Raw genomic sequence first — 17,435 nt, forward strand, 5'->3', positions numbered from 1 at the left:
GGGAACGAATGATCGCGGACCTGCTGCCGGACGTCGTGGTGACCGAGGTGGCCTACGACGACCCGCCGGAGGCCCGGCTGGAGCCCGAAGAGGAGCCGGCCGTCGCCCGGGCCGTCGAGAAGCGGCGCCGGGAGTTCACCACCGTCCGGCACTGCGCCCGGGCCGCCCTGGCCCGGCTCGGCGTCCCGTACCGCCCGCTCGTCCCTGGCCTGCGCGGCGCACCGAGCTGGCCGGACGGCGTGGTCGGCAGCCTCACCCACTGCGACGGCTTCCGCGCGGCCGCCGTGGCCCGGTCCGGGGACCTCGCCTCCCTCGGCATCGACGCCGAGCCCGCGCTGGCGCTGCCCGAGGGCGTGGAGGAGGCCATCGCGCTGCCGATCGAGCGGCAGCGGCTCGCCAAGCTGGCCGCCGAGCACCCGGACATCCCGTGGGACCGCATCCTGTTCAGCGCCAAGGAGTCGGTGTACAAGGCCTGGTTCCCGCTCACCCTGCTCTTCCTGGACTTCAGCGAGGCCGAGCTGGACCTCTCCCCCGACGGCACCTTCACCGCCCGGCTGCTGGTCCCTGGCCCGACGGTCGGCGGTCGGCGGATCGACGGCTTCGACGGCCGGTGGGTGGTCCGGGACGGGCTGCTCGCCACCGCGATCGCCGTCACCCCCTGACCGGCCGGCGGCCCGGCATATCCTCGTCCCCGTGACGGTGACCTATGTGATCGACGGCGACGGGATCAAGACCCTGGAGGACTTCTGGGACGCGGTCGGGCGGGCGATCGGGGTGGACGGCTACTTCGGCCGCAACCTCGACGCCTTCGCCGACTGCCTGCGCGGCGGCTACGGCACGCCCGAGGACGGTGACTGGGTCATCGAGTGGCGCCACCACGAGGTCTCCCGCCGCAACCTCGGCCACCCGGAGACGGCCCGCCAGCTGGAGCTGCGGCTGGCCCGCGCCCACCCCACCAACCGGGCGCACATCTCCGCCGAGCTGGCCGCCGCCCGGGCGGGCCGGGGGCCGACCGTCTTCGACCGGCTGGTCCGGATCATCGAGCAGGAACACCCGGGCGGCCTGCGCCTGGCGTGAGCCTCGGCTTCACGGCTGTTCTCGGCAGGCCTGTTCATGACGCCGATCGATCGACACGTCCGTTCACGGCACATCCGTCGGCCGACACGCCCGTTCACGGCACATCCATCGGCGACAGGTCCGTTCACAGCACGTCCGAGAGCCGGACGAAGCGCCGCCCCGCCGCCAGCAGCTCCGGCACCGCCGCCGCCACCCCGGGGGCGGTGCCGCCGCCCGGGTGGTTCAGGTGCCCGATCACGATCGCGCCCGGCGGGGCGGAGCCGAACTCCTCCCGCACCTCGGCGGGCCGCAGCGTCGCCCCGCCGTCCCCGTTCACGGTGAAGCCCGCCACCTTCTGCCCCAGGTCCGCGACCACCCGGGTGGCGACGTCGTCGTAGTGCGCGGTGCCGGAGCGGAAGAACCGGGGCCGGCGCCCGAGCAGCCCGGCGAGTTTCTCGGCGTTGCCCGCCACCTCGTCGTACACCTCGCCGACGCCTCCGGTGCCGGCGATGCCATAGGCGGAGCGGCCGGTGACCGAGAGCGGGCGGTGGACGGTGCCGTGGTTGCCGATCTCGAACAGCGGGTCGGCGGCGAGCTGCTCGAACTCGTCCGGGTTGGCGTCGATCCAGCGGGCGTTCAGGAAGAGCGTCGCCGGCACCTCGTACGACCTCAGGACGTCGATCAGGTCGGCGTCGTAGCCGTTGCCGCCGGAGCCGCCGCAGGCGTCGAAGGTGAGCGCCATGGCGGTCTCGCCCTCGGGCAGCTCGGTGATCACCCCGGAGACCTCCAACCCCCACTCGCTCGGGGCCAGGGCGCCGTACCGCTCCACGACCTCGTCCCGGGTCGGCTCGGGCGCGGGGGTGGCCTGGCCCGTCGGCGAGGCGGCTTCGGCGGGCCCATCGGCCTGGCCCGCGGACGGTATCGCCGAGGCCGGGGCGGAGCCGGACGCCGAGAGCGACGGCAGGGCCGAGCCGGCGCCGGACGACCCGGTGCGGCACCCTGCCAGCGCTCCTCCGGCCACCGCCAGGAGCAGCGTCCGCCGACTCACCGACACGCCCGTCTCCCATTCGCGTGATTGCTCACATAATCCGATGACATGACTATGAACCGACCATTCATCACTCCCCGCAACTCGCCCCCACCCCCACCCGGCCCCTCTTCACCGGACCGCCGCACCCCCGTGGGCCGCGACTCACCCCCGGTTCACTCACCCGGGTAGGCACGCGAGCGACCCGCCCGCCCCGAGCCGCCCCACCCCGATCCGGAGGCCTCGATGCCGATCGAGCCCAGCGCCCCACGCCCCGACCAGCCGAGCCACCAACCGACCTCACAGACCACCGATCAGCGCCCCGACCAGCCCGCCCGCCGCGACCTGCTCCGCACCGGCCTCGCCACCGGCGCCGCCACCGCCCTCGGCCTCGCCGCCACCACCGGCCAGGCACACGCCACCCCCGCCGACGCCCCCGACCCGGGCGCCACCCCCGTCGCCGCCCCCGCCGACCGCACCCTCACCCTCACCGGTCACCTCCCCACCGGCGCCCCCGACTTCGTCCACCTCCCGGTCGAAGTCCCCGCCGGAGTCCGCGAGATCGCCGTCTCCTACGGCTACGACAAGCCGCCGGTCCCGCCCGGCACCCCCGGCAACTCCTGCGACATCGGCATCTTCGACGAGCGCGGCACCGACCTCGGCGGCCCCGGCTTCCGCGGCTGGTCCGGCGGCTTCCGCACCGAGTTCGTCCTCGCCCGTGACACCGCGACCCCCGGCTACCTCCCCGGCCCGATCAACCCCGGCACCTGGCACGTGGTCCTGGGCCCCTACCAGGTCGCCCCGCAGGGCCTGGACTACCACGTCCAGGTCACCCTCCGGTTCGGTGCGCCCGGCCCCCGGTTCACCCCGCGGTACCCGGCGGAGCGGGCCCGCGGCCGCGGCCGGGCCTGGTACCGCGGTGACTGCCACCTGCACACCGTCCACTCCGACGGGCGGCGCACGCCCGAGGAGGTCGCGGCCGGAGCCCGCGCGGCCGGCCTGGACTTCATCGTCTCGACCGATCACAACACCAGTTCCTCGCACGCCGCCTGGGGCCCGCTGGCCGGCCCGGACCTGCTGATCGTCCCGGGCGAGGAGATCACCACCCGCAACGGCCACTGGCTGGCCCTCGGCCTGGAGCCCGGCCAGTTCGTGGACTGGCGCTACCGTTCGCGCGACGGGCAGTACCCGCGCTTCGTCCGCCAGGTCCACCGCGCCGGCGGTCTGGTGGTGCCCGCGCACCCGTACTGCCCGTACGTCGCCTGCCAGTGGAAGTTCGGCTACGAGGAGGCCGACGCCGTCGAGGTGTGGAACGGCCCCTGGACGTACGACGACGAGTCCGCGGTGGACACCTGGGACGGCCGGCTCGCCGTCGCCCTGCGCGAGGGCCGCTCCTGGCTGCCGGCCATGGGCAACAGCGACGCCCACAGCGAGCCGCAGCCGATCGGCTCCCCGCACACCGTGGTGCTGGCCGAGGACCTCACCCGGGCCGCGGTCCTCGACGGGCTGCGAGCCGGGCGCAGCTGGCTGGCCGAATCCTCCGCGGTCACGCTGGAGTTCACCGTCACCGGGCACGGCCGCCGGGCGGGCATCGGCGAGGAGCTGACCGTCCCGGCCGACGCCCCGTTGGACGTCCGGCTCACCGTGTCCGGGGTGCCCGGCGGGACGGTCCGCTTCCTCACCGACGAGGGGCAGCTGCACCAGGAGTCGCTGCCCGCCGACGGCTCCGGCACCGTGGTCTGGCGCACCACCGCCTCGCTCGCCGCCTACGTCCGGGCCGAGGTGCGCCACCCGAAGGCGGACGGCACGCCGGGCAGGGGCAACGCGATGGGTCCGGACCTGCCCTGGGGCCCGATGGCCGCGCTCACCAACCCGATCGTGCTGCGCACCGGCGACCGGTAGCAGCCGGCGAAGCCCCCGGGCACCCCCGCGACCCGCCCAGGAAGCGGGTGGGGGACGACTCGGACCACCCGTTTGGACTAGGTTGATCCCCGAAACGCATCAGTCATTGGGACGAGGCGGTCAGTTGACCGACACGGGCCGACCAGCCCCTTCGCACGCCGATCGCCCCGCCCCCGGCTACCCGCCCGTCCCCGGCCCGCGAAGGGATCAGCAGCTGTGAACCGTACGACCGTAGGTGGGCCGGAGCTCGGGGGCGGCCGGGGCGCCGGGGGCGTCCTCGTCCTCGTCGACCCGGACGGGGCCGGGAACAGCCCGGTCGCGGAGCTGCTCGCCCGGGATCTGACCCCGAGCGTCCACCTGCGGACGGACGACTTCCTGCGGGTCATCCGCAGCGGCCACCTCCCGCCCCACCTGCCCGAGGCCGCGCACCAGAACACCACCGCCCTGGCCGCCGCCGCCCAGGCCGCCTTCGCCTACGCCACCCGCGGCTATCAGGTCGTGGTGGAGTCCCCCGCCGTCCCGGCCGCCCTCGACACCTTCCGCCGCGAGAGCCGCACCACCGGCGCCGCCCTCCACTACGTCGTCCTCCACCCCGGCCCGGCCCCCGAGGACCTCACCCACACCCTCGACACCACCACCCACACCCCCGAGACCACCGCCGCCGCCGTCCTCACCGCCCTCGCCCAGCACACCCATCTCCTCGGCTGGTAGGAGCGACTCAGGCGCCCGTCACGCCGTCGATCGCCTCGCGCAGGAAGTCCGCGTGCCCGTTGTGCCGGGCGTACTCGTGGATCAGGTGGAGCATCACCAGGCGCAGCGACACCTCGGCGTCCCACCGGGCCTGGTAGCCGGTGATGTCGAGGGATTCGGCGGCGAGCTCGATCCGGCGGGAGTGCTCGACCTCGGTCTGCCAGGCGGTGAAGGCCTCGGCCCGGGTGGCGCCGGTGGGGTCGTACGCCGCCTGGTAGTCGCCGTCCTCGGACCAGACCAGCGGCACGTCCTCGCCGTCGATCACCCGGCGGAACCAGGTGCGCTCCACCTCCGCCATGTGCCGGACCAGCCCGAGCAGGCTGGTCGTGGAGGGCGGGCTGGAGCGCAGGCGCAGCTGCTCGTCGGTCAGGCCCTCGCACTTCATGGCGAGGGTCGCCCGGTGGTAGTCGAGGAAGCCGCGCAGCATCTCGCGCTCGCCGCCGGTCAGCGGCGGGGCCGGGCGTTCGTCGGGGACGGTCACGGTGTCGTTCTCCTCACGGTGGCCCGACAAGGCCGGACGGCCGTCGGGGCGGAAATCCCCGCGGACTGTAGCGGACGGTCCGTCCCATCCGGAAAGGCTTTTCCGCGGCGGCCGCACCTCCGTCTGTCACATCCGCCCGCCCTCCGGTGTCTCCATGTCCGGCAACCCGGACAACCCACCGAACTTGGGAGGACACCATGGCACTGCGACTGCCGAAGGCCCAGCTGCCCGCCGAGCTGAGCGAGAACATGATCAAGGGCTTCGGAACCGTCTTCGAGCCCGTCGAGGTGGTGTGGCACAGCCCCGCGGTCGCCACCGCGAACCTGGAGTTCTCCGGGAAGGTCGCCGGGTGGGACGTGCTCGACGAGGGCCTCAAGTCCTTCGCGCACATGGCGGTGGCCGCACTGGTCGGCTGCGGCTGGTGCCTGGACATCGGCTACTTCCAGGCGCGGAACCGGGGCCTGGACCCGGCCAAGGCGAGCCAGGTGCCGAACTGGCGGGCGTCGGAGGTGTTCACGCCGCTGGAGCGGGAGGTCATGGAGTACGCCGAGGCCATGACCGCGACCCCGCCCGCCGTCACCGACGCGATGTACGGGCAGCTGCTGGACGAGCTCGGCCCGGCGGCCATGGTCGAACTCACCGCCTACGTCGCCTTCGTCAACATGGCCACCCGGAACAACATCGCGCACGGCGTCAGTTCGCAGGGCTTCTCCGACTCCTGCGCGGTCCCCCTGGCCACGCGCGCCTCGACCGGAGCGTCCCCGGCATGACCGAGGAACCGCTCGTCGCGGAAGACCCGCTCATCGCGGAGGACCCGTTCGTCGTGCACCGCGGCCTGCTCTTCACCGTCGCCTACGAGCTGCTCGGCTCCGCCGCCGACGCCGAGGACGTGCTCCAGGAGTCCTGGCTGCGGTGGGCCCGGGTCGACCGGCAGCGGGTGCACGACCCGCGCTCGTACCTCATCCGGATCGTCACCCGCCAGGGCCTCAACCGGCTGCGGACGCTCTCCCGCCGGCGCGAGCAGTACGTCGGCGAGTGGCTGCCGGAGCCGCTGCTCACCACCCCCGACGTCGCCGAGGACGTCGAACTCGCGGAGAGCGTCTCGTTCGCGATGCTGACGGTACTGGAGACGCTCGGGCCGACCGAGCGGGCGGTGTTCGTGCTCCGCGAGGTCTTCGAGCTGCCGTACGAGGAGATCGCCGAGGCCCTCGGCAAGACCTCGGCCGCCGTACGGCAGGTCGCCCGGCGGGCCCGCGGACACGTGGCGGCCCGCCGGCCCCGGGTGCGGGTGACCCACTCCGAGCAGCGGCGGGTGGTGGAACGGTTCCTGGAGACCCTGCGCACCGGCCGCTTGCAGGACCTGATGGAGGTGCTGGCGCCGGACGTCGTCCTGATCGCCGACGGCGGCGGCATCGTGGCGGCCGCGGTCGCGCCGGTGCACGGCGCCGAGGCGGTGGCGGCGCTGCTCGCGCGCGCCGGCCGGCTGCCGGTCTCGCTCGCCGCGGTGTGGCTCAACGGCGCACCGGCCGGCCGGATCGACATCGGCGGCGAACCCTCGGTGGTGAGCCTCGCGGTGGAGGACGGCCTGATCACCCGGGTCTACGTCGTGCGCAACCCGCGGAAGCTGACCCGTCTCAACTCCCCGGCCGACCTTGCCCGATAGCCGAGGGGGCGCGCGATGGCGGTTCAATCCCCCCGTACCGCCACCGCACGCCCCCTCCGCTCCCTGGACACCGGACGATCACGTACCGTGTTCGGACCACCACAGGTTTGGGTACGTACCTCGGCGCACCCGATGGCCGGGCGCCCACCGAGCAGGAGACCCAGCGGCCCATGGACCACAACCGCATCCCCCCGACCGTGCGCCAGACCTATGGCGTCGACGACCTCTCCACCGCGCCGTCGTTCGCCGGAGGTTTCATCAACTTCGGCTACTGGCAAGGGATCGACCTCGCCGCCCCGACCCCCGAGGATCGTGTGCGCAGCCAGGAGCAGCTCTACCGGCGGGTGCTGCGGGAGTTCCCCGAGCCGCGCGAGCAGCTGCGGCTGGCGGAGGTCGGCTGCGGCCGCGGGCTGGGGGCGGCACTCGCCCTGCGGGAGTTCCGCTTCGCGGCGGTCACCGGGGTGGACATCCACCCCGACCAGATCCAGCGCGCCCGCGCCGTCAACGCGAGAGCCCTCGCCACGTACCCCGATCGGCTGGCGTACACCCTCGGCTCGGCCGACGAACTCCCCTTCTCCGACGCCTACCTGGACGGCGTCTTCTCCGTCGAGGCCGCCCAGCACTTCCGCGAACTCACCGGCTTCGCCCGCGAGACCTCCCGCGTCCTGCGCCCCGGCGGCCGGCTCGTCGTGACCACCTTCTTCACCGCCCCCGGCCCCGAAGCCGCCGAACGCCTCAAGATCCTCCTCGCCAGCTTCGCCGACGGCCTGGACATCGCCCACCCCCTGGACGACTTCACCGCCGACCTCACCCGGGCCGGCTTCACCGACATCACCACCACATCCATCGGCGCCGACGTCTGGCCCGGCCTCGACCGCTACCTCGCCGACACCGTCCCGCCCGCCCACTGGACCCGCCACTTCCTCCCCGCCTGGCGCGACAGCCTCATCGACTACCACATCGTCACCGCCACCCTCGCCTGAGTCGGGGACCGCACAGGGCGGCGGGCGGGGATCTCGGATCCCTGCCCGCCGCCCTGGGGGTGCGGTCGCGCTCCCGTCAGCGGAGCCAGGCGTGGTAGTTCGGGTTGTCGACGCAACCGGACTCCACCAGTGAGGCGGTGTCCCGGTCGACCGGGCAGGCGCGGCGGATGAAGTGGCGGTCCACGCCGCCGGGGAAGGCGACTTCGAGCTGGTCGGCGTACTTGTGCTGGTCACCGATGGTCGCGTTGACGTCGATGCCGCCGGGGGCGTCGATGAAGTAGCTCCAGGGCACCTTCTTCCACTTCTTGTAGAGCGCGGGGTCGTAGGTGGTGCTGACGAACGGCGAGGGCTGGTTCTGGAGGACGTAACTGGTGATGTCGTACTGGCCGCTGACGTCCTTCGGGGCGAAGCCCTGGTCGAAGATGACCGACGGGTCGCGGCCGTCCGAGCGGTAGAGCTGCCGGCAGCCCTTGCGCCAGTGCGGGGTGGGGGTGGTGCGGGCCACGTCCACCTTGCGGTCCACGGCGGCGTACAGCGGGTCGGGGCCCTTCGGGAGACCCTCGAAGGCCGCGGCGGGGAGGGTGACGGCCGGCCGGTCGGCGCAGCCGTCGGCACGCAGCTCGGCGTCGTCGGCGTAGTCGATCCGGCGTCCGTCCAGAACGATGGCGACGGCGCCGGTCCCGAGCTCGTGGACGACCAGGCCGTCGCACTGCGGGCCGCTCCAGAGCGCCTTCCCGCTGGGGTCGAGGCAGCGGAACGGAGCGGCGCCGGCGGCGGCCGCGGGAGCGGCGAGGGCCTGACCGGCGGGGGCGAGGACGACGGCACAGACGAGCGCAACTGCACTGGCGGCAGCGCGAGTTCGAATGGTGATCATAGGCATTACTCTGGCTTCCCGCCGCCCTTGGGGCACCGCATCTCACCTGATCGAGGGCGCGTCCACAACCTCGGTTGACGCCGCCCGGTCCAGTTCCGCCAGCCGCCGCCGGCTGGCCCGGCGCTGGAGCGCGCCGAGGCCGACGGCCGCCGCACCGAGGCCCAGCCAGCCGAACGGCCCGGCCACCATCACCACGCCGGTCAGCAGCAGCGGCCCCGCCGACTTCTGCACCGACTGGGACATCCCGGCGACCCCCAGGTACGAGGCCCGGGCGCCCGGCGGCGCCAGCACGACCGCCAGCTCCCAGGAGCTCACCGAGCGCATCAGCTCCGCCAGGGTGACCAGCAGCGCCGCGGCCAGCAGCGCGACCGAGGCCACCCACGGTCCGGCGTCGGTGGCGAGCACGATCAGCAGGCAGCTGCCCGCCACCGTCACCCCGTACCAGCGCAGCGCCGCGGCCGCCCCGCGCGGGCCCTCCGCCCAGGCCGAGAACCGCAGTTGCAGCAGCACCACGAGCACCGTGTTGAGCACCAGGAAGACCGGGACGACGGCGTGCGGCGCGCCGGTGTGGTGGACCAGCCAGAGCGGCAGGCCGACGTTGAGGATCGAGTCGTCCAGGTTCAGCGGCATGTCCAGCAGGACGAACAGCAGGTACCCGCGGTCGCGCCAGGGGCTCGGCACGGCCGACGGCTCCCCGCCGGCCACCGCGCCGGGCTCCTCCCCGGCCTTCACGGCGACCAGGCCGCGCCCGGACGGCTCCCGGGTGCGCCAGACCAGCGCGGCGGCCAGCACGTAGGACAGCCCGTTGGCCGCGATCAGCACCCGGTAGGCGCCCGCGGTCCCCACCGCCGGCCCGATCGCCGCGACGCCCGCGCCGAGCGCGTACCCGGCGTTGGCGACGCTGCGGAACAGCGCCTGGTAGGTGGCCCGCCGCTCACCCGCCACCCGGGTCGCGAACAGCATCTCCAGCGTCTTGGCCGCCCGTTCGGCCAGGCAGATCAGGGCCACCACGGGCAGCAGCGCGGCGAAGTCGTCGACGACCAGCAGCAGCCCCATCGCGCCCAGCCGCAGCAGGTGGCAGCCGATCAGCAGCCGGCGTACCGGGACCCGTTCGGCCGCCCGGCCGGCCAGCGGGGAGCCGGCGATCCCCGCCACCGCCCCCACCCCGAGCAGCAGCCCCAGCTGCCGGGCGTCCATCCCGCACGCGTAGGTGAAGTACAGCACCGAGGCGGCCGCCCACACCCCCGTCCCGGTCCGGTCGACGCACTGCGCCAGCAGCATGATCCGCGCGTCCCGCCCGCCCGGCGGCCGCCGCAGCTGCGCCAGCAGTCCGTTTCCCCGCATGGCAAGCCCCCGTCGCGTCAGTCACGCAGTCGCGTGATCGGCATTAATCTCGACATCAAGATACTTCACGTCAAGAGACCTGCGGAACCCCCGAAGACGCCGGCGGCGCGACCCTCGACGCACGACGGGCCGTGCGCCACACTCTCCCCAGCAGCACCCGCGCTCCCAACGCACCGGCACGACGCCATGACCACCGCACAACGGAGAGCCCCACGGTGACCACTCGTCAACTGCTGGAGATCGCCTTCTCGTCCGGACGCAGCGGGTCCGGACCGGCCACCTGGGGCCAACGGGCCGTCTGGGACGCCATACGGCGGCTGCCACCCGCCGACGCGCCGCGCTACAACATCACCACCGCGGCACCGCTGGACCCGGGACTGCCGCTGCCCACCCTGCTCGCCGCACTCGGGCAGCTGCTGCACCTGCACGACTCGCTGCGCACCCGACTGCTCCCGGAGGAGGACGGCAGGCTCCGCCAAGTCCTCGACGCCGACGGCACCCTGGGCGTCCACCTGCTGCCCGCCGAGGAGCACCAGGACCCCGCGGAACTCGGCGCCCGACTACACGGGGAGCCGGCGGCCCAGGCCTTCGACACCGCCACCCAGTGGCCGATCCGGATCGGCGCGGTGACGGCGGCGGACGGGCTGGTCCGGCACATCAGCCTGGTGCTCTCGCACACCGCGGTGGACGGCTCCGGGATGAGCCGCCTGGTCGCCGACCTGTCCGCGCTCTGCCTCGGCAACTCCCCCGAGCAGCTGGACAAGGCCCGCGACCCCGCCCAACAGCCGCTCCAGGAAGCCGAGTTCCAGATCTCCGAACGAGGCCTACGGCGCGATGCGGGGGCCCGCAAGCAATTCCTGCGCAAGCTCCGACCGGGCCCGGCCCGACTCTTCCCGCCCGCCACCGAGGAGCCGGCCACCGAAGAGCCCGCCCGGTTCCCGAACGCGGTGCTCCGCTCCCCCGCCCTGCCGCGCGCCCTGGAGCGGGTGGCGGCCGTCCACCGGGTCAGCACCGGCTCGGCCCCGCTCGCCGCGACGGCCGCGATGACCGCCCGGCTCTCCGGCTCGCCCGAGGCCGTGCTGAACGTCGTGGTCAACAACCGCTTCCTGCCCGAGCCGGCCAACGCGGTGAGCGTGATCGCGGGCGACGGACTGTTCCATCTCCCGGACGCCACAGCCGAGTTCGGCGATGTCGTCCGGCGCACCCACGCCGCCGCGATCGGCACGTACCGGCACGCCTACTACGACAAGTCGGCGCTGGACGCCGAGATCGCCCAGCTGGCCGCCGAAGGCATCCAACTGGCCGACCGGTCCTGCGTGTTCAACGACACCCGCGAGCTGCTCCCGGCCGCGCCCGACCCCGGCACCGACCGGACCACCCTCAGCTGGCCGGTGGAGTTCGAGCCGCGCCCGGGGCTGACCTACGCCCTGGACGCCCTCCAGTCCGAGGAGGCCCTGAGCCTGGCCATGACGGCGGACCCGGCCCTCCTCCCGCGCGCCGCGATGGAGCGCTTCCTCTACGGCATCGAGGAATTGATCCTCACCGAAGCGCAAGCCGGGAGCGGGACGGTGAGCACGGCCGAGACCGGAGCCGAGACCAGAGCCGAGTCCGCGGACTGACGGAGGGTACCCCCGCCCTGACCGATTGTCAGTGCCACGCGCTATGGTCGACCCCGAACCATCCAGCACCAACAGCACCGCCGTCATCAGGGGGCACCATGACCACACCGAGCACCGGCCCACTCACCACCGCCGACCTCGTGGAGGGCTGGCGCCGGGTGGGCGTCCGCGACGGCATGGCGCTGATCGTGCACTCCTCGCTCTCCAGCCTCGGCCGGGTCGAGGGCGGCGCGGCGGCGGTCGTGGCCAGCCTGCGCGAGGCGGTCGGGCCGGAAGGCACCGTCGCCGCGCCCGCCTTCACCTCCGACACGGTCCACGACCCGGTGCCGGGGCACAGCGGCCCGCCCACCGCCGAGGTCGCCGAACGGCGGGCCGCCGTCCCGCTGTTCCACCCCAGGCTCCCCTCCGGCATGGGCGCGGTCGCGGAGGCGCTGCGCACCCTGCCGGAGAGCCTGCGCAGCTCCCACCCCCAGGTCTCGGTCGCCGCGGTCGGCGCGCACGCCCGGGAGGTCACCGCCCGTCGCTCGCTCGGCTTCGCCGTCGGCCGGGAGTCGCCGTTCGGCGCACTGCACGACCTCGGCGGGTACGTGCTGCTGGTCGGCGTCGGGCACAACCGCAACACCTTCCTGCACTACGCCGAGACCTTCGCGCCCAACCGCCGGCTCAAGCTCCGCCGCTTCCCGATGGCGATCCAGGGCGAGCGGGTCTGGATCGAGGCGCCGGACGTGGCGGACGACAACGACACCCACTTCCCGGTCGTGGGCCGGGAGTTCGAGGAGCACACGGGCATCCGCGAGGTCCTGGTCGGCACCGCGCCCTGCCGACTGGTCCCGGTCCGCGAGCTCATACCCTTCGCCGTCCGCCGTCTCACCGAACTCCTGGCGGCGGACGGCCCGGGAGTGGCGTAGCCCTGACCCCGACCGACGGTTCCCGCCGTACGCGCGAACCATCGGCCGGAGGCGCCGTGCCGTGGCTGCCGTCGGTGCCGTCAGCGCCGCGACTCGTGCACCGCGGTGGCCTCCTGGATCTTCTTCCAGGACTTCGGCTCCGTCGGAAGCTGCGCCTGTGCCTGGCCCGCCACCAGCGGGGCAGCGACCGCCGCCCCCGGCGCCACCGGCCCGACGGCGGGCTTGCCGGGGGTGAACAGCCAGGTGTTCAGCAGGTCGCCGAGCTTCTGCCCGGAGACCTTCTCCGCATACGCCTGGAAGTCCTGGATGGTGCCGTTCCCGTAGCGGCGCTCGGTGGGCCAGCCCTTGAGGATCCGGAAGAACTTCTCGTCCCCGACGGCGTTGCGCAGCGCCTGGATGGCCATCGCGCCGCGGTAGTACACGGCGGCCGCGAACTGGTGGTCGGCACCCGGGTCGCCCGGCTTCACGCTCCAGAACGGGTCACTGGCCGGGCGGGCGGCGTAGAGGTAGTCGACGAGTTCCTGGGCGGTGCCCTCGTTCTCGTGCTCCGACCAGAGGAACTGCGTGTACTCGGCGAAGCCCTCGTTCAGCCAGATGTCGCTCCAGCGGTTGAGCGAGACGCTGTCGCCGTACCACTGGTGGGCCAGCTCGTGCACGACCACCGAGGTGTTGGAGCCGTCGCTGAACGCCCCGGGGCCGTAGCGGACCCGGGTCTGGGTCTCCAGGGCGCCGCCGGAGTCGATGTTGGGGACGTAGCCGCCGACCGAGCTGAACGGGTACTCCCCGAAGTAGCCGCTCAGCCAGTCCACCAGCTCGCCGGTGCGCTCCACGCTCGCCCTGGCCGCGGCGGCGTTGTCGCCGAGGTCCTTGCTGTACGCGTTGTAGACCGGGATCCCGCCGACCGTGGTGTCCTGGGTGATGTCGAACTTGCCGATCGCGAGGGTCGTCAGGTAGGTCGCCTGGGGCTTGTTCTCCCGCCAGCTGTAGCGGGTCCAGCCCGCCTGGGAGGAGGTGCCGGTCAGCACCCCGTTGCTGATCACCTGGGTGCCGTTCGGCACCTGCACCGAGACGTCGAAGGTCGCCTTGTCGCTCGGGTGGTCGTTGCTCGGGAACCACCATCCGGCCGACACCGGCTCACCGGCTGCGACCGCACCGTCGGGGGTGCGGCGCCAGGCGGTGTAGCCGTCGTACCTCTCGACGGTGGACGGCACATCCTTGTAGCGGACCACCACGGTGGCCTGGCTGCCCTTGGCCAGCGGCCGCGCGGGGGTGATCTCCAGCTCCTGGTCACCGCTGGTGGCGAAGGTCGCGGGCCGCCCGTTGACCAGGACCTCCGAGACGTTCAGCACGAAGTCGAGGTTGAACCGGGAGAGGTCCTGGGTCGCCGTGGCGAGAATGGTGGTGGTGCCCTCCAGCTCGTCGGTGGCGGGCTGGTACTTGAGCCGGATGTCGTAGTGCGAGACGCTGTACCCGCCGTTGCCGAAGGTCGGATAGTACGGGTCCCCGACGCCGTCCGCGCCCGGTCGGAAGTCGGTTGCCGAGGCGGGGACGGCCAGGAGCAGGCTCAGCGCACTGGCAGCGGAAACGATCAGTCTCTTGCGCACATGGTCCTCCGAAGATCGTCGAAACGACGGGGTCGAACCGATCCCTGTCCCAACAGCCCCTCAGCCATTCCCCGATCGCAAGATTTTCGTGAGAAGACCATGCCGACATGACGGCTCCGCGGCGATGCCGCGGAGCCGTCACGGTCGACCGGAGCGACGTCCCGTCAGTGATGCGTGTCGTGTACCGAGTTGCTCTCCTGGATCTTCTTCCAGGACTTCGGCTCCACCGGAAGCTGCGCCTGCGCCTGGCCCGCCACCAGCGGGGCAGCGACCGCCGCCCCCGGCGCCACCGGCCCGACGGCCGGCTTGGCGGCGGTGAACAGCCAGGTGTTCAGCAGGTCGCCGAGCTTCTGCCCGGAGACCTTCTCCGCGTACGCCTGGAATTCCCGGATGGTGGCGTTGCCGTAACGGTGCTCGGTGGGCCAGCCCTTGAGGATCCGGAAGAACTTCTCGTCCCCGACCGCGTTGCGCAGCGCCTGGATGGCCACCGCACCCCGGTCGTAGACGGCGCCGGCGAACTGGTCGTCCGGGCCCGGGTCGCCCGGCTTGACTGTCCAGAACGGGTCCTCGGCCGGGTGCGAGGCGTAGACGTAGTCGGCCAACTCCTGGGCGGTGCCCTCGTTCTCGTGCTCGGACCAGAGGAACTGGGCGTAGCGGGCGAAGCCCTCGTTCAGCCAGATGTCGCTCCAGCGGGAGAGCGAGACGCTGTCGCCGTACCACTGGTGGGCCAACTCGTGGACGACCACCGAGGTGTTGGAGCCCTTGGCGAACTGCCGGGGGCTGTAGAAGATCCGGGTCTGGGTCTCCAGCGCGTAGCCGGTCGTCACGTTGGGGACGTAGCCGCCGACCGAGCTGAACGGGTACGCGCCGAAGTAGCCGCTCAGCCAGTCCACCAGCTCGCCGGTGCGCTCCACGCTCGCCCTGGCCGCGTCCGCGTTCTCACCGAGGTCCTTGCTGTACGCGTTGTAGACCGGGATCCCGCTCGCCGTGGTGTCCGTCGTGACGTCGAACTTGCCGACCGCCAGCGTGGCCAGGTAGGTCGCCTGGGGCTTGTTCTCCCGCCAGCTGTAGCGGGTCCAGCCCGCCTGGGAGGAGGTGCCGGTCAGCACCCCGTTGCTGATCACCTGGGTGCCGTTCGGCACCTGCACCGAGACGTCGTACGTCGCCTTGTCGCTCGGGTGGTCGTTGCTCGGGAACCACCACCACGCCGACTCGGGTTCGTTGGCCGCCACAGCACCGTCCGGGGTGCGGTGCCAGCTGGTGAAGCCGTACTTCTTCACCGTGGACGGCACGCCCTTGTAGCGGACCACCACGGTGGCCTGGCTGCCCTTGGCCAGCGGCCGGGCGGGGGTGATCTCCAGCTCCTGCTCACCGCTGGTGGCGAAGGCCGCCGGCCGGCCGTTCACCCGGACCTCGGAGACGTTCAGCGCGAAGTCGAGGTTGAACCGGGACAGGTCCTGGGTGGCGGTGGCCAGAATGGTGGTGGTGCCCTCCAGCTCATCGGTGGCGGGCTGGTACTTGAGCCGGATGTCGTAGTGCGAGACGTCGTACCCGCCGTTGCCGTAGGTCGGGTAGTAGGAGTCACCCACCCCGGCCGCGCCGGGTTGGAAGCCTGAAGCCGAGGCGGGGACGGCCAGGAACAGGCTCAGGGCACTGGCGGCGGAGACGATCAGCCTCTTGCGCACGTGGTCCTCCAGGGATCACACGGGACGATGGGTCGGATCGAATCCTTGTCCCGGTGGCCCCCGCTCCACTCCCTGATCGTGAGATGTTCATGAAAAGAAACGCGCCGAAATCACACCGTCGCAGTCACGCCCCGAGCGCCACCGGCGCCCTCACCAGCGAGCCGTACTCCGTCCACGAGCCGTCGTAGTTCTTCACGTGCGGGTACCCGAGCAGTTCGGTGAGCGCGAACCAGGTGTGCGCGGACCGCTCGCCGATCCGGCAGTACGCGATCACCTCGCGCTCCGACTCCACGCCCTTCCCCCCGTACAGCGCCCGCAGCTCCTCGGCCGACCGGAACGACCCGTCGTCATTGGCCGCCTGCGACCAGGGGACGTTGACCGCGCCGGGGATGTGGCCGGGCACCTGCGCCTGCTCCTGCGGCAAATGCGGCGGTGCGATCAGCTCGCCCCGGAACTCGGCCGGCGAGCGGACGTCCACCAGCACCGCGTCCGCCCCGGGCTTGGCGAACACCTCGGCCTTGGCCAGCACCTCGTCCCGCAGCGCCCGCAGCTCCGGCCGCTCGGGCCCGCTCAGCCGGTAGTCGGTGTGCTGGTAGTCCATCACCTCGCGGGTGAGCTCCCGCTGCTCCAGCTCCCACTTCTTGCGCCCGCCGTCCAGCAGCCGCACCGGCCCGAAGCCGCGCAGCCGCAACAGCCAGTAGGCGTAGGCGGCGAACCAGTTGTTGTTGCCGCCGTACAGCACCACGGTGGTGTCGTCCTCGACCCCGGCCGCCCGCAGCAGGTGCTGGACGCCGTCCCGGTCGATGTAGTCCCGGCCGACCTGGCTGTGCAGATCGGTGGTCCAGTTCCAGCCGACGGCGCCGGGGATGTGGTCCCGGTCGTAGGCCTGTGTGTCCTCGTCCACCTCGACGACCCGGATCGTCCCGTCGTCCAGGTGGTGGGCCAGCCACTCGGTGTGGACCAGCGCCTCGGGGTGTGCGTAGCCGTTGCCGGTCATCCCAGGCCCTCCTTCGCTCCTGCCCAGGGCTCGGCGCCCGACCACGGGCACAGCGGGCCGCACGACTACGGCAGGGCGTACGGGCACGGCGAGGCGCCGGCGACCGGGCCGGACAGTTCGAACCTACGCCGACCGTCCGGCCCGGGCCACCCCGCGCCGCCCGCCCCTCGATCCCCGCCCTCGGAGGCCGGCCTCAGGAGAAGACGACCGAGCGCAGCTTCAGCCGGTCGCCGAGCTTCTTGCCGGGGTTCATCGCGTAGAAGACGTCGCCGTTGCAGTCGAAGTCCAGGAAGACCGTGGCCGTGGAGCGGGTGAGGTTCTCCGGCGCGAAGGCCGGCTCCTGCGTCGTCGCCTCCGGAATGTCGATGCACTTGCCGCTCGGAGGATTGAACAAACCGCTGGTGGAGCCGAAACCGTACTTGTAGCCGAAGTCGCCCTGTGCGGCGTTGGCCGAGTACGGAACGGCGAGGACGAGGGCGATGGCGCTGGCGGCGGCCAGCACGGCGTTGCGGAGACGCATGGGTGAGGGCCTTTCAGGTGGT

At 72.7% G+C, this 17,435-nt stretch carries 17 protein-coding genes; 9 read left to right on the top strand and 8 right to left on the bottom strand.

Annotation, left to right across the window (positions count from 1 at the left end; all coding sequences use genetic code 11):
* Nucleotides 1–8 precede the first annotated feature (8 nt).
* Together QWJ13_RS00610 and QWJ13_RS00615 are read left to right on the top strand one after the other, a co-directional pair.
* Nucleotides 9–662 (top strand): 4'-phosphopantetheinyl transferase family protein, encoded by a 654-nt coding sequence (locus QWJ13_RS00610; RefSeq protein WP_316519795.1) that lies wholly within the window; start codon nt 9–11, stop codon nt 660–662.
* Nucleotides 663–693: 31 nt separating this feature from the next.
* A complete protein-coding gene (locus QWJ13_RS00615; protein ID WP_316519796.1) occupies nt 694–1,077 on the top strand; it encodes a barstar family protein in 384 nt (127 codons plus the stop codon).
* Nucleotides 1,078–1,201: 124 nt separating this feature from the next.
* On the opposite strand, the gene QWJ13_RS00620 is transcribed toward QWJ13_RS00615, so the two are convergent.
* A complete protein-coding gene (locus tag QWJ13_RS00620; RefSeq protein ID WP_316519797.1) occupies nt 1,202–2,110 on the bottom strand; it encodes a polysaccharide deacetylase family protein in 909 nt (302 codons plus the stop codon).
* A 219-nt stretch (nt 2,111–2,329) separates the two neighbouring features.
* Between QWJ13_RS00620 and QWJ13_RS00625 the strand changes: the two genes are divergently transcribed.
* Nucleotides 2,330–3,985 carry a CehA/McbA family metallohydrolase gene (locus QWJ13_RS00625; protein WP_316519798.1) on the top strand — a complete coding sequence of 552 codons (1,656 nt, stop codon included), beginning with the start codon at nt 2,330–2,332 and terminating at the stop codon, nt 3,983–3,985.
* 216 nt (nt 3,986–4,201) lie between these two features.
* Entirely contained in the window at nt 4,202–4,696 is a 495-nt protein-coding gene (locus tag QWJ13_RS00630) for an ATP-binding protein (protein ID WP_316519799.1), read from the top strand.
* Nucleotides 4,697–4,703: 7 nt separating this feature from the next.
* Here QWJ13_RS00630 and QWJ13_RS00635 read toward each other — a convergent pair whose 3' ends face one another.
* A complete protein-coding gene (locus QWJ13_RS00635; protein ID WP_316521580.1) occupies nt 4,704–5,162 on the bottom strand; it encodes a DinB family protein in 459 nt (152 codons plus the stop codon).
* Between the two features lie 251 nt (nt 5,163–5,413).
* Between QWJ13_RS00635 and QWJ13_RS00640 the strand changes: the two genes are divergently transcribed.
* From QWJ13_RS00640 to QWJ13_RS00650, 3 genes are all read left to right on the top strand, one after another.
* Nucleotides 5,414–5,986: a carboxymuconolactone decarboxylase family protein gene (locus QWJ13_RS00640; protein WP_316519800.1), complete on the top strand. Its 573-nt coding sequence runs from the start codon at nt 5,414–5,416 to the stop codon at nt 5,984–5,986.
* 32 nt (nt 5,987–6,018) lie between these two features.
* Nucleotides 6,019–6,879 (top strand): RNA polymerase sigma-70 factor, encoded by an 861-nt coding sequence (locus QWJ13_RS00645; protein WP_316521582.1) that lies wholly within the window; start codon nt 6,019–6,021, stop codon nt 6,877–6,879.
* A gap of 170 nt (nt 6,880–7,049) precedes the next feature.
* Complete coding sequence (locus QWJ13_RS00650) at nt 7,050–7,862, top strand: class I SAM-dependent methyltransferase (protein ID WP_316519801.1); 813 nt, start codon at nt 7,050–7,052, stop codon at nt 7,860–7,862.
* A gap of 76 nt (nt 7,863–7,938) precedes the next feature.
* On the opposite strand, the gene QWJ13_RS00655 is transcribed toward QWJ13_RS00650, so the two are convergent.
* On the bottom strand, nt 7,939–8,481 hold the full coding sequence (locus QWJ13_RS00655) for an ADP-ribosyltransferase (protein ID WP_432277441.1): 543 nt from the start codon (nt 8,479–8,481) through the stop codon (nt 7,939–7,941).
* A gap of 297 nt (nt 8,482–8,778) precedes the next feature.
* Complete coding sequence (locus QWJ13_RS00660) at nt 8,779–10,080, bottom strand: MFS transporter (protein WP_316519803.1); 1,302 nt, start codon at nt 10,078–10,080, stop codon at nt 8,779–8,781.
* Between the two features lie 215 nt (nt 10,081–10,295).
* Here QWJ13_RS00660 and QWJ13_RS00665 point away from each other — a divergent pair, with 215 nt between their 5' ends.
* A complete protein-coding gene (locus QWJ13_RS00665; RefSeq protein WP_316519804.1) occupies nt 10,296–11,699 on the top strand; it encodes a condensation domain-containing protein in 1,404 nt (467 codons plus the stop codon).
* A gap of 98 nt (nt 11,700–11,797) precedes the next feature.
* Nucleotides 11,798–12,607: an AAC(3) family N-acetyltransferase gene (locus QWJ13_RS00670; RefSeq protein WP_316519805.1), complete on the top strand. Its 810-nt coding sequence runs from the start codon at nt 11,798–11,800 to the stop codon at nt 12,605–12,607.
* Nucleotides 12,608–12,687: 80 nt separating this feature from the next.
* Here QWJ13_RS00670 and QWJ13_RS00675 read toward each other — a convergent pair whose 3' ends face one another.
* From QWJ13_RS00675 to QWJ13_RS00690, 4 genes are all read right to left on the bottom strand, one after another.
* Nucleotides 12,688–14,211, bottom strand: coding sequence for a M1 family metallopeptidase (locus QWJ13_RS00675; protein WP_316519806.1), 1,524 nt, complete (start codon nt 14,209–14,211; stop codon nt 12,688–12,690).
* A gap of 164 nt (nt 14,212–14,375) precedes the next feature.
* Nucleotides 14,376–15,896: a M1 family metallopeptidase gene (locus tag QWJ13_RS00680; protein ID WP_316519807.1), complete on the bottom strand. Its 1,521-nt coding sequence runs from the start codon at nt 15,894–15,896 to the stop codon at nt 14,376–14,378.
* Nucleotides 15,897–16,020: 124 nt separating this feature from the next.
* Nucleotides 16,021–16,893 carry a sulfurtransferase gene (locus QWJ13_RS00685; protein ID WP_316519808.1) on the bottom strand — a complete coding sequence of 291 codons (873 nt, stop codon included), beginning with the start codon at nt 16,891–16,893 and terminating at the stop codon, nt 16,021–16,023.
* A gap of 193 nt (nt 16,894–17,086) precedes the next feature.
* Nucleotides 17,087–17,413: a hypothetical protein gene (locus QWJ13_RS00690; RefSeq protein ID WP_316519809.1), complete on the bottom strand. Its 327-nt coding sequence runs from the start codon at nt 17,411–17,413 to the stop codon at nt 17,087–17,089.
* Nucleotides 17,414–17,435 lie beyond the last annotated feature (22 nt).

Origin of the sequence: Kitasatospora brasiliensis (genome assembly GCF_032654805.1) — a bacterium.
Taxonomy (GTDB): domain Bacteria; phylum Actinomycetota; class Actinomycetes; order Streptomycetales; family Streptomycetaceae; genus Kitasatospora; species Kitasatospora brasiliensis.

Excerpts from the sequence above, each read along its gene's own strand:
- QWJ13_RS00610 (WP_316519795.1), top strand. The coding sequence starts at position 9 with ATGATCGCGGACCTGCTGCCGGACGTCGTGGTGACCGAGGTGGCCTAC.
- QWJ13_RS00625 (WP_316519798.1), top strand. The coding sequence starts at position 2,330 with ATGCCGATCGAGCCCAGCGCCCCACGCCCCGACCAGCCGAGCCACCAA.
- QWJ13_RS00635 (WP_316521580.1), bottom strand. The coding sequence starts at position 5,162 with ATGCTGCGCGGCTTCCTCGACTACCACCGGGCGACCCTCGCCATGAAG.
- QWJ13_RS00640 (WP_316519800.1), top strand. The coding sequence starts at position 5,414 with ATGGCACTGCGACTGCCGAAGGCCCAGCTGCCCGCCGAGCTGAGCGAG.
- QWJ13_RS00650 (WP_316519801.1), top strand. The coding sequence starts at position 7,050 with ATGGACCACAACCGCATCCCCCCGACCGTGCGCCAGACCTATGGCGTC.
- QWJ13_RS00660 (WP_316519803.1), bottom strand. The coding sequence starts at position 10,080 with ATGCGGGGAAACGGACTGCTGGCGCAGCTGCGGCGGCCGCCGGGCGGG.
- QWJ13_RS00670 (WP_316519805.1), top strand. The coding sequence starts at position 11,798 with ATGACCACACCGAGCACCGGCCCACTCACCACCGCCGACCTCGTGGAG.
- QWJ13_RS00685 (WP_316519808.1), bottom strand. The coding sequence starts at position 16,893 with ATGACCGGCAACGGCTACGCACACCCCGAGGCGCTGGTCCACACCGAG.
- QWJ13_RS00690 (WP_316519809.1), bottom strand. The coding sequence starts at position 17,413 with ATGCGTCTCCGCAACGCCGTGCTGGCCGCCGCCAGCGCCATCGCCCTC.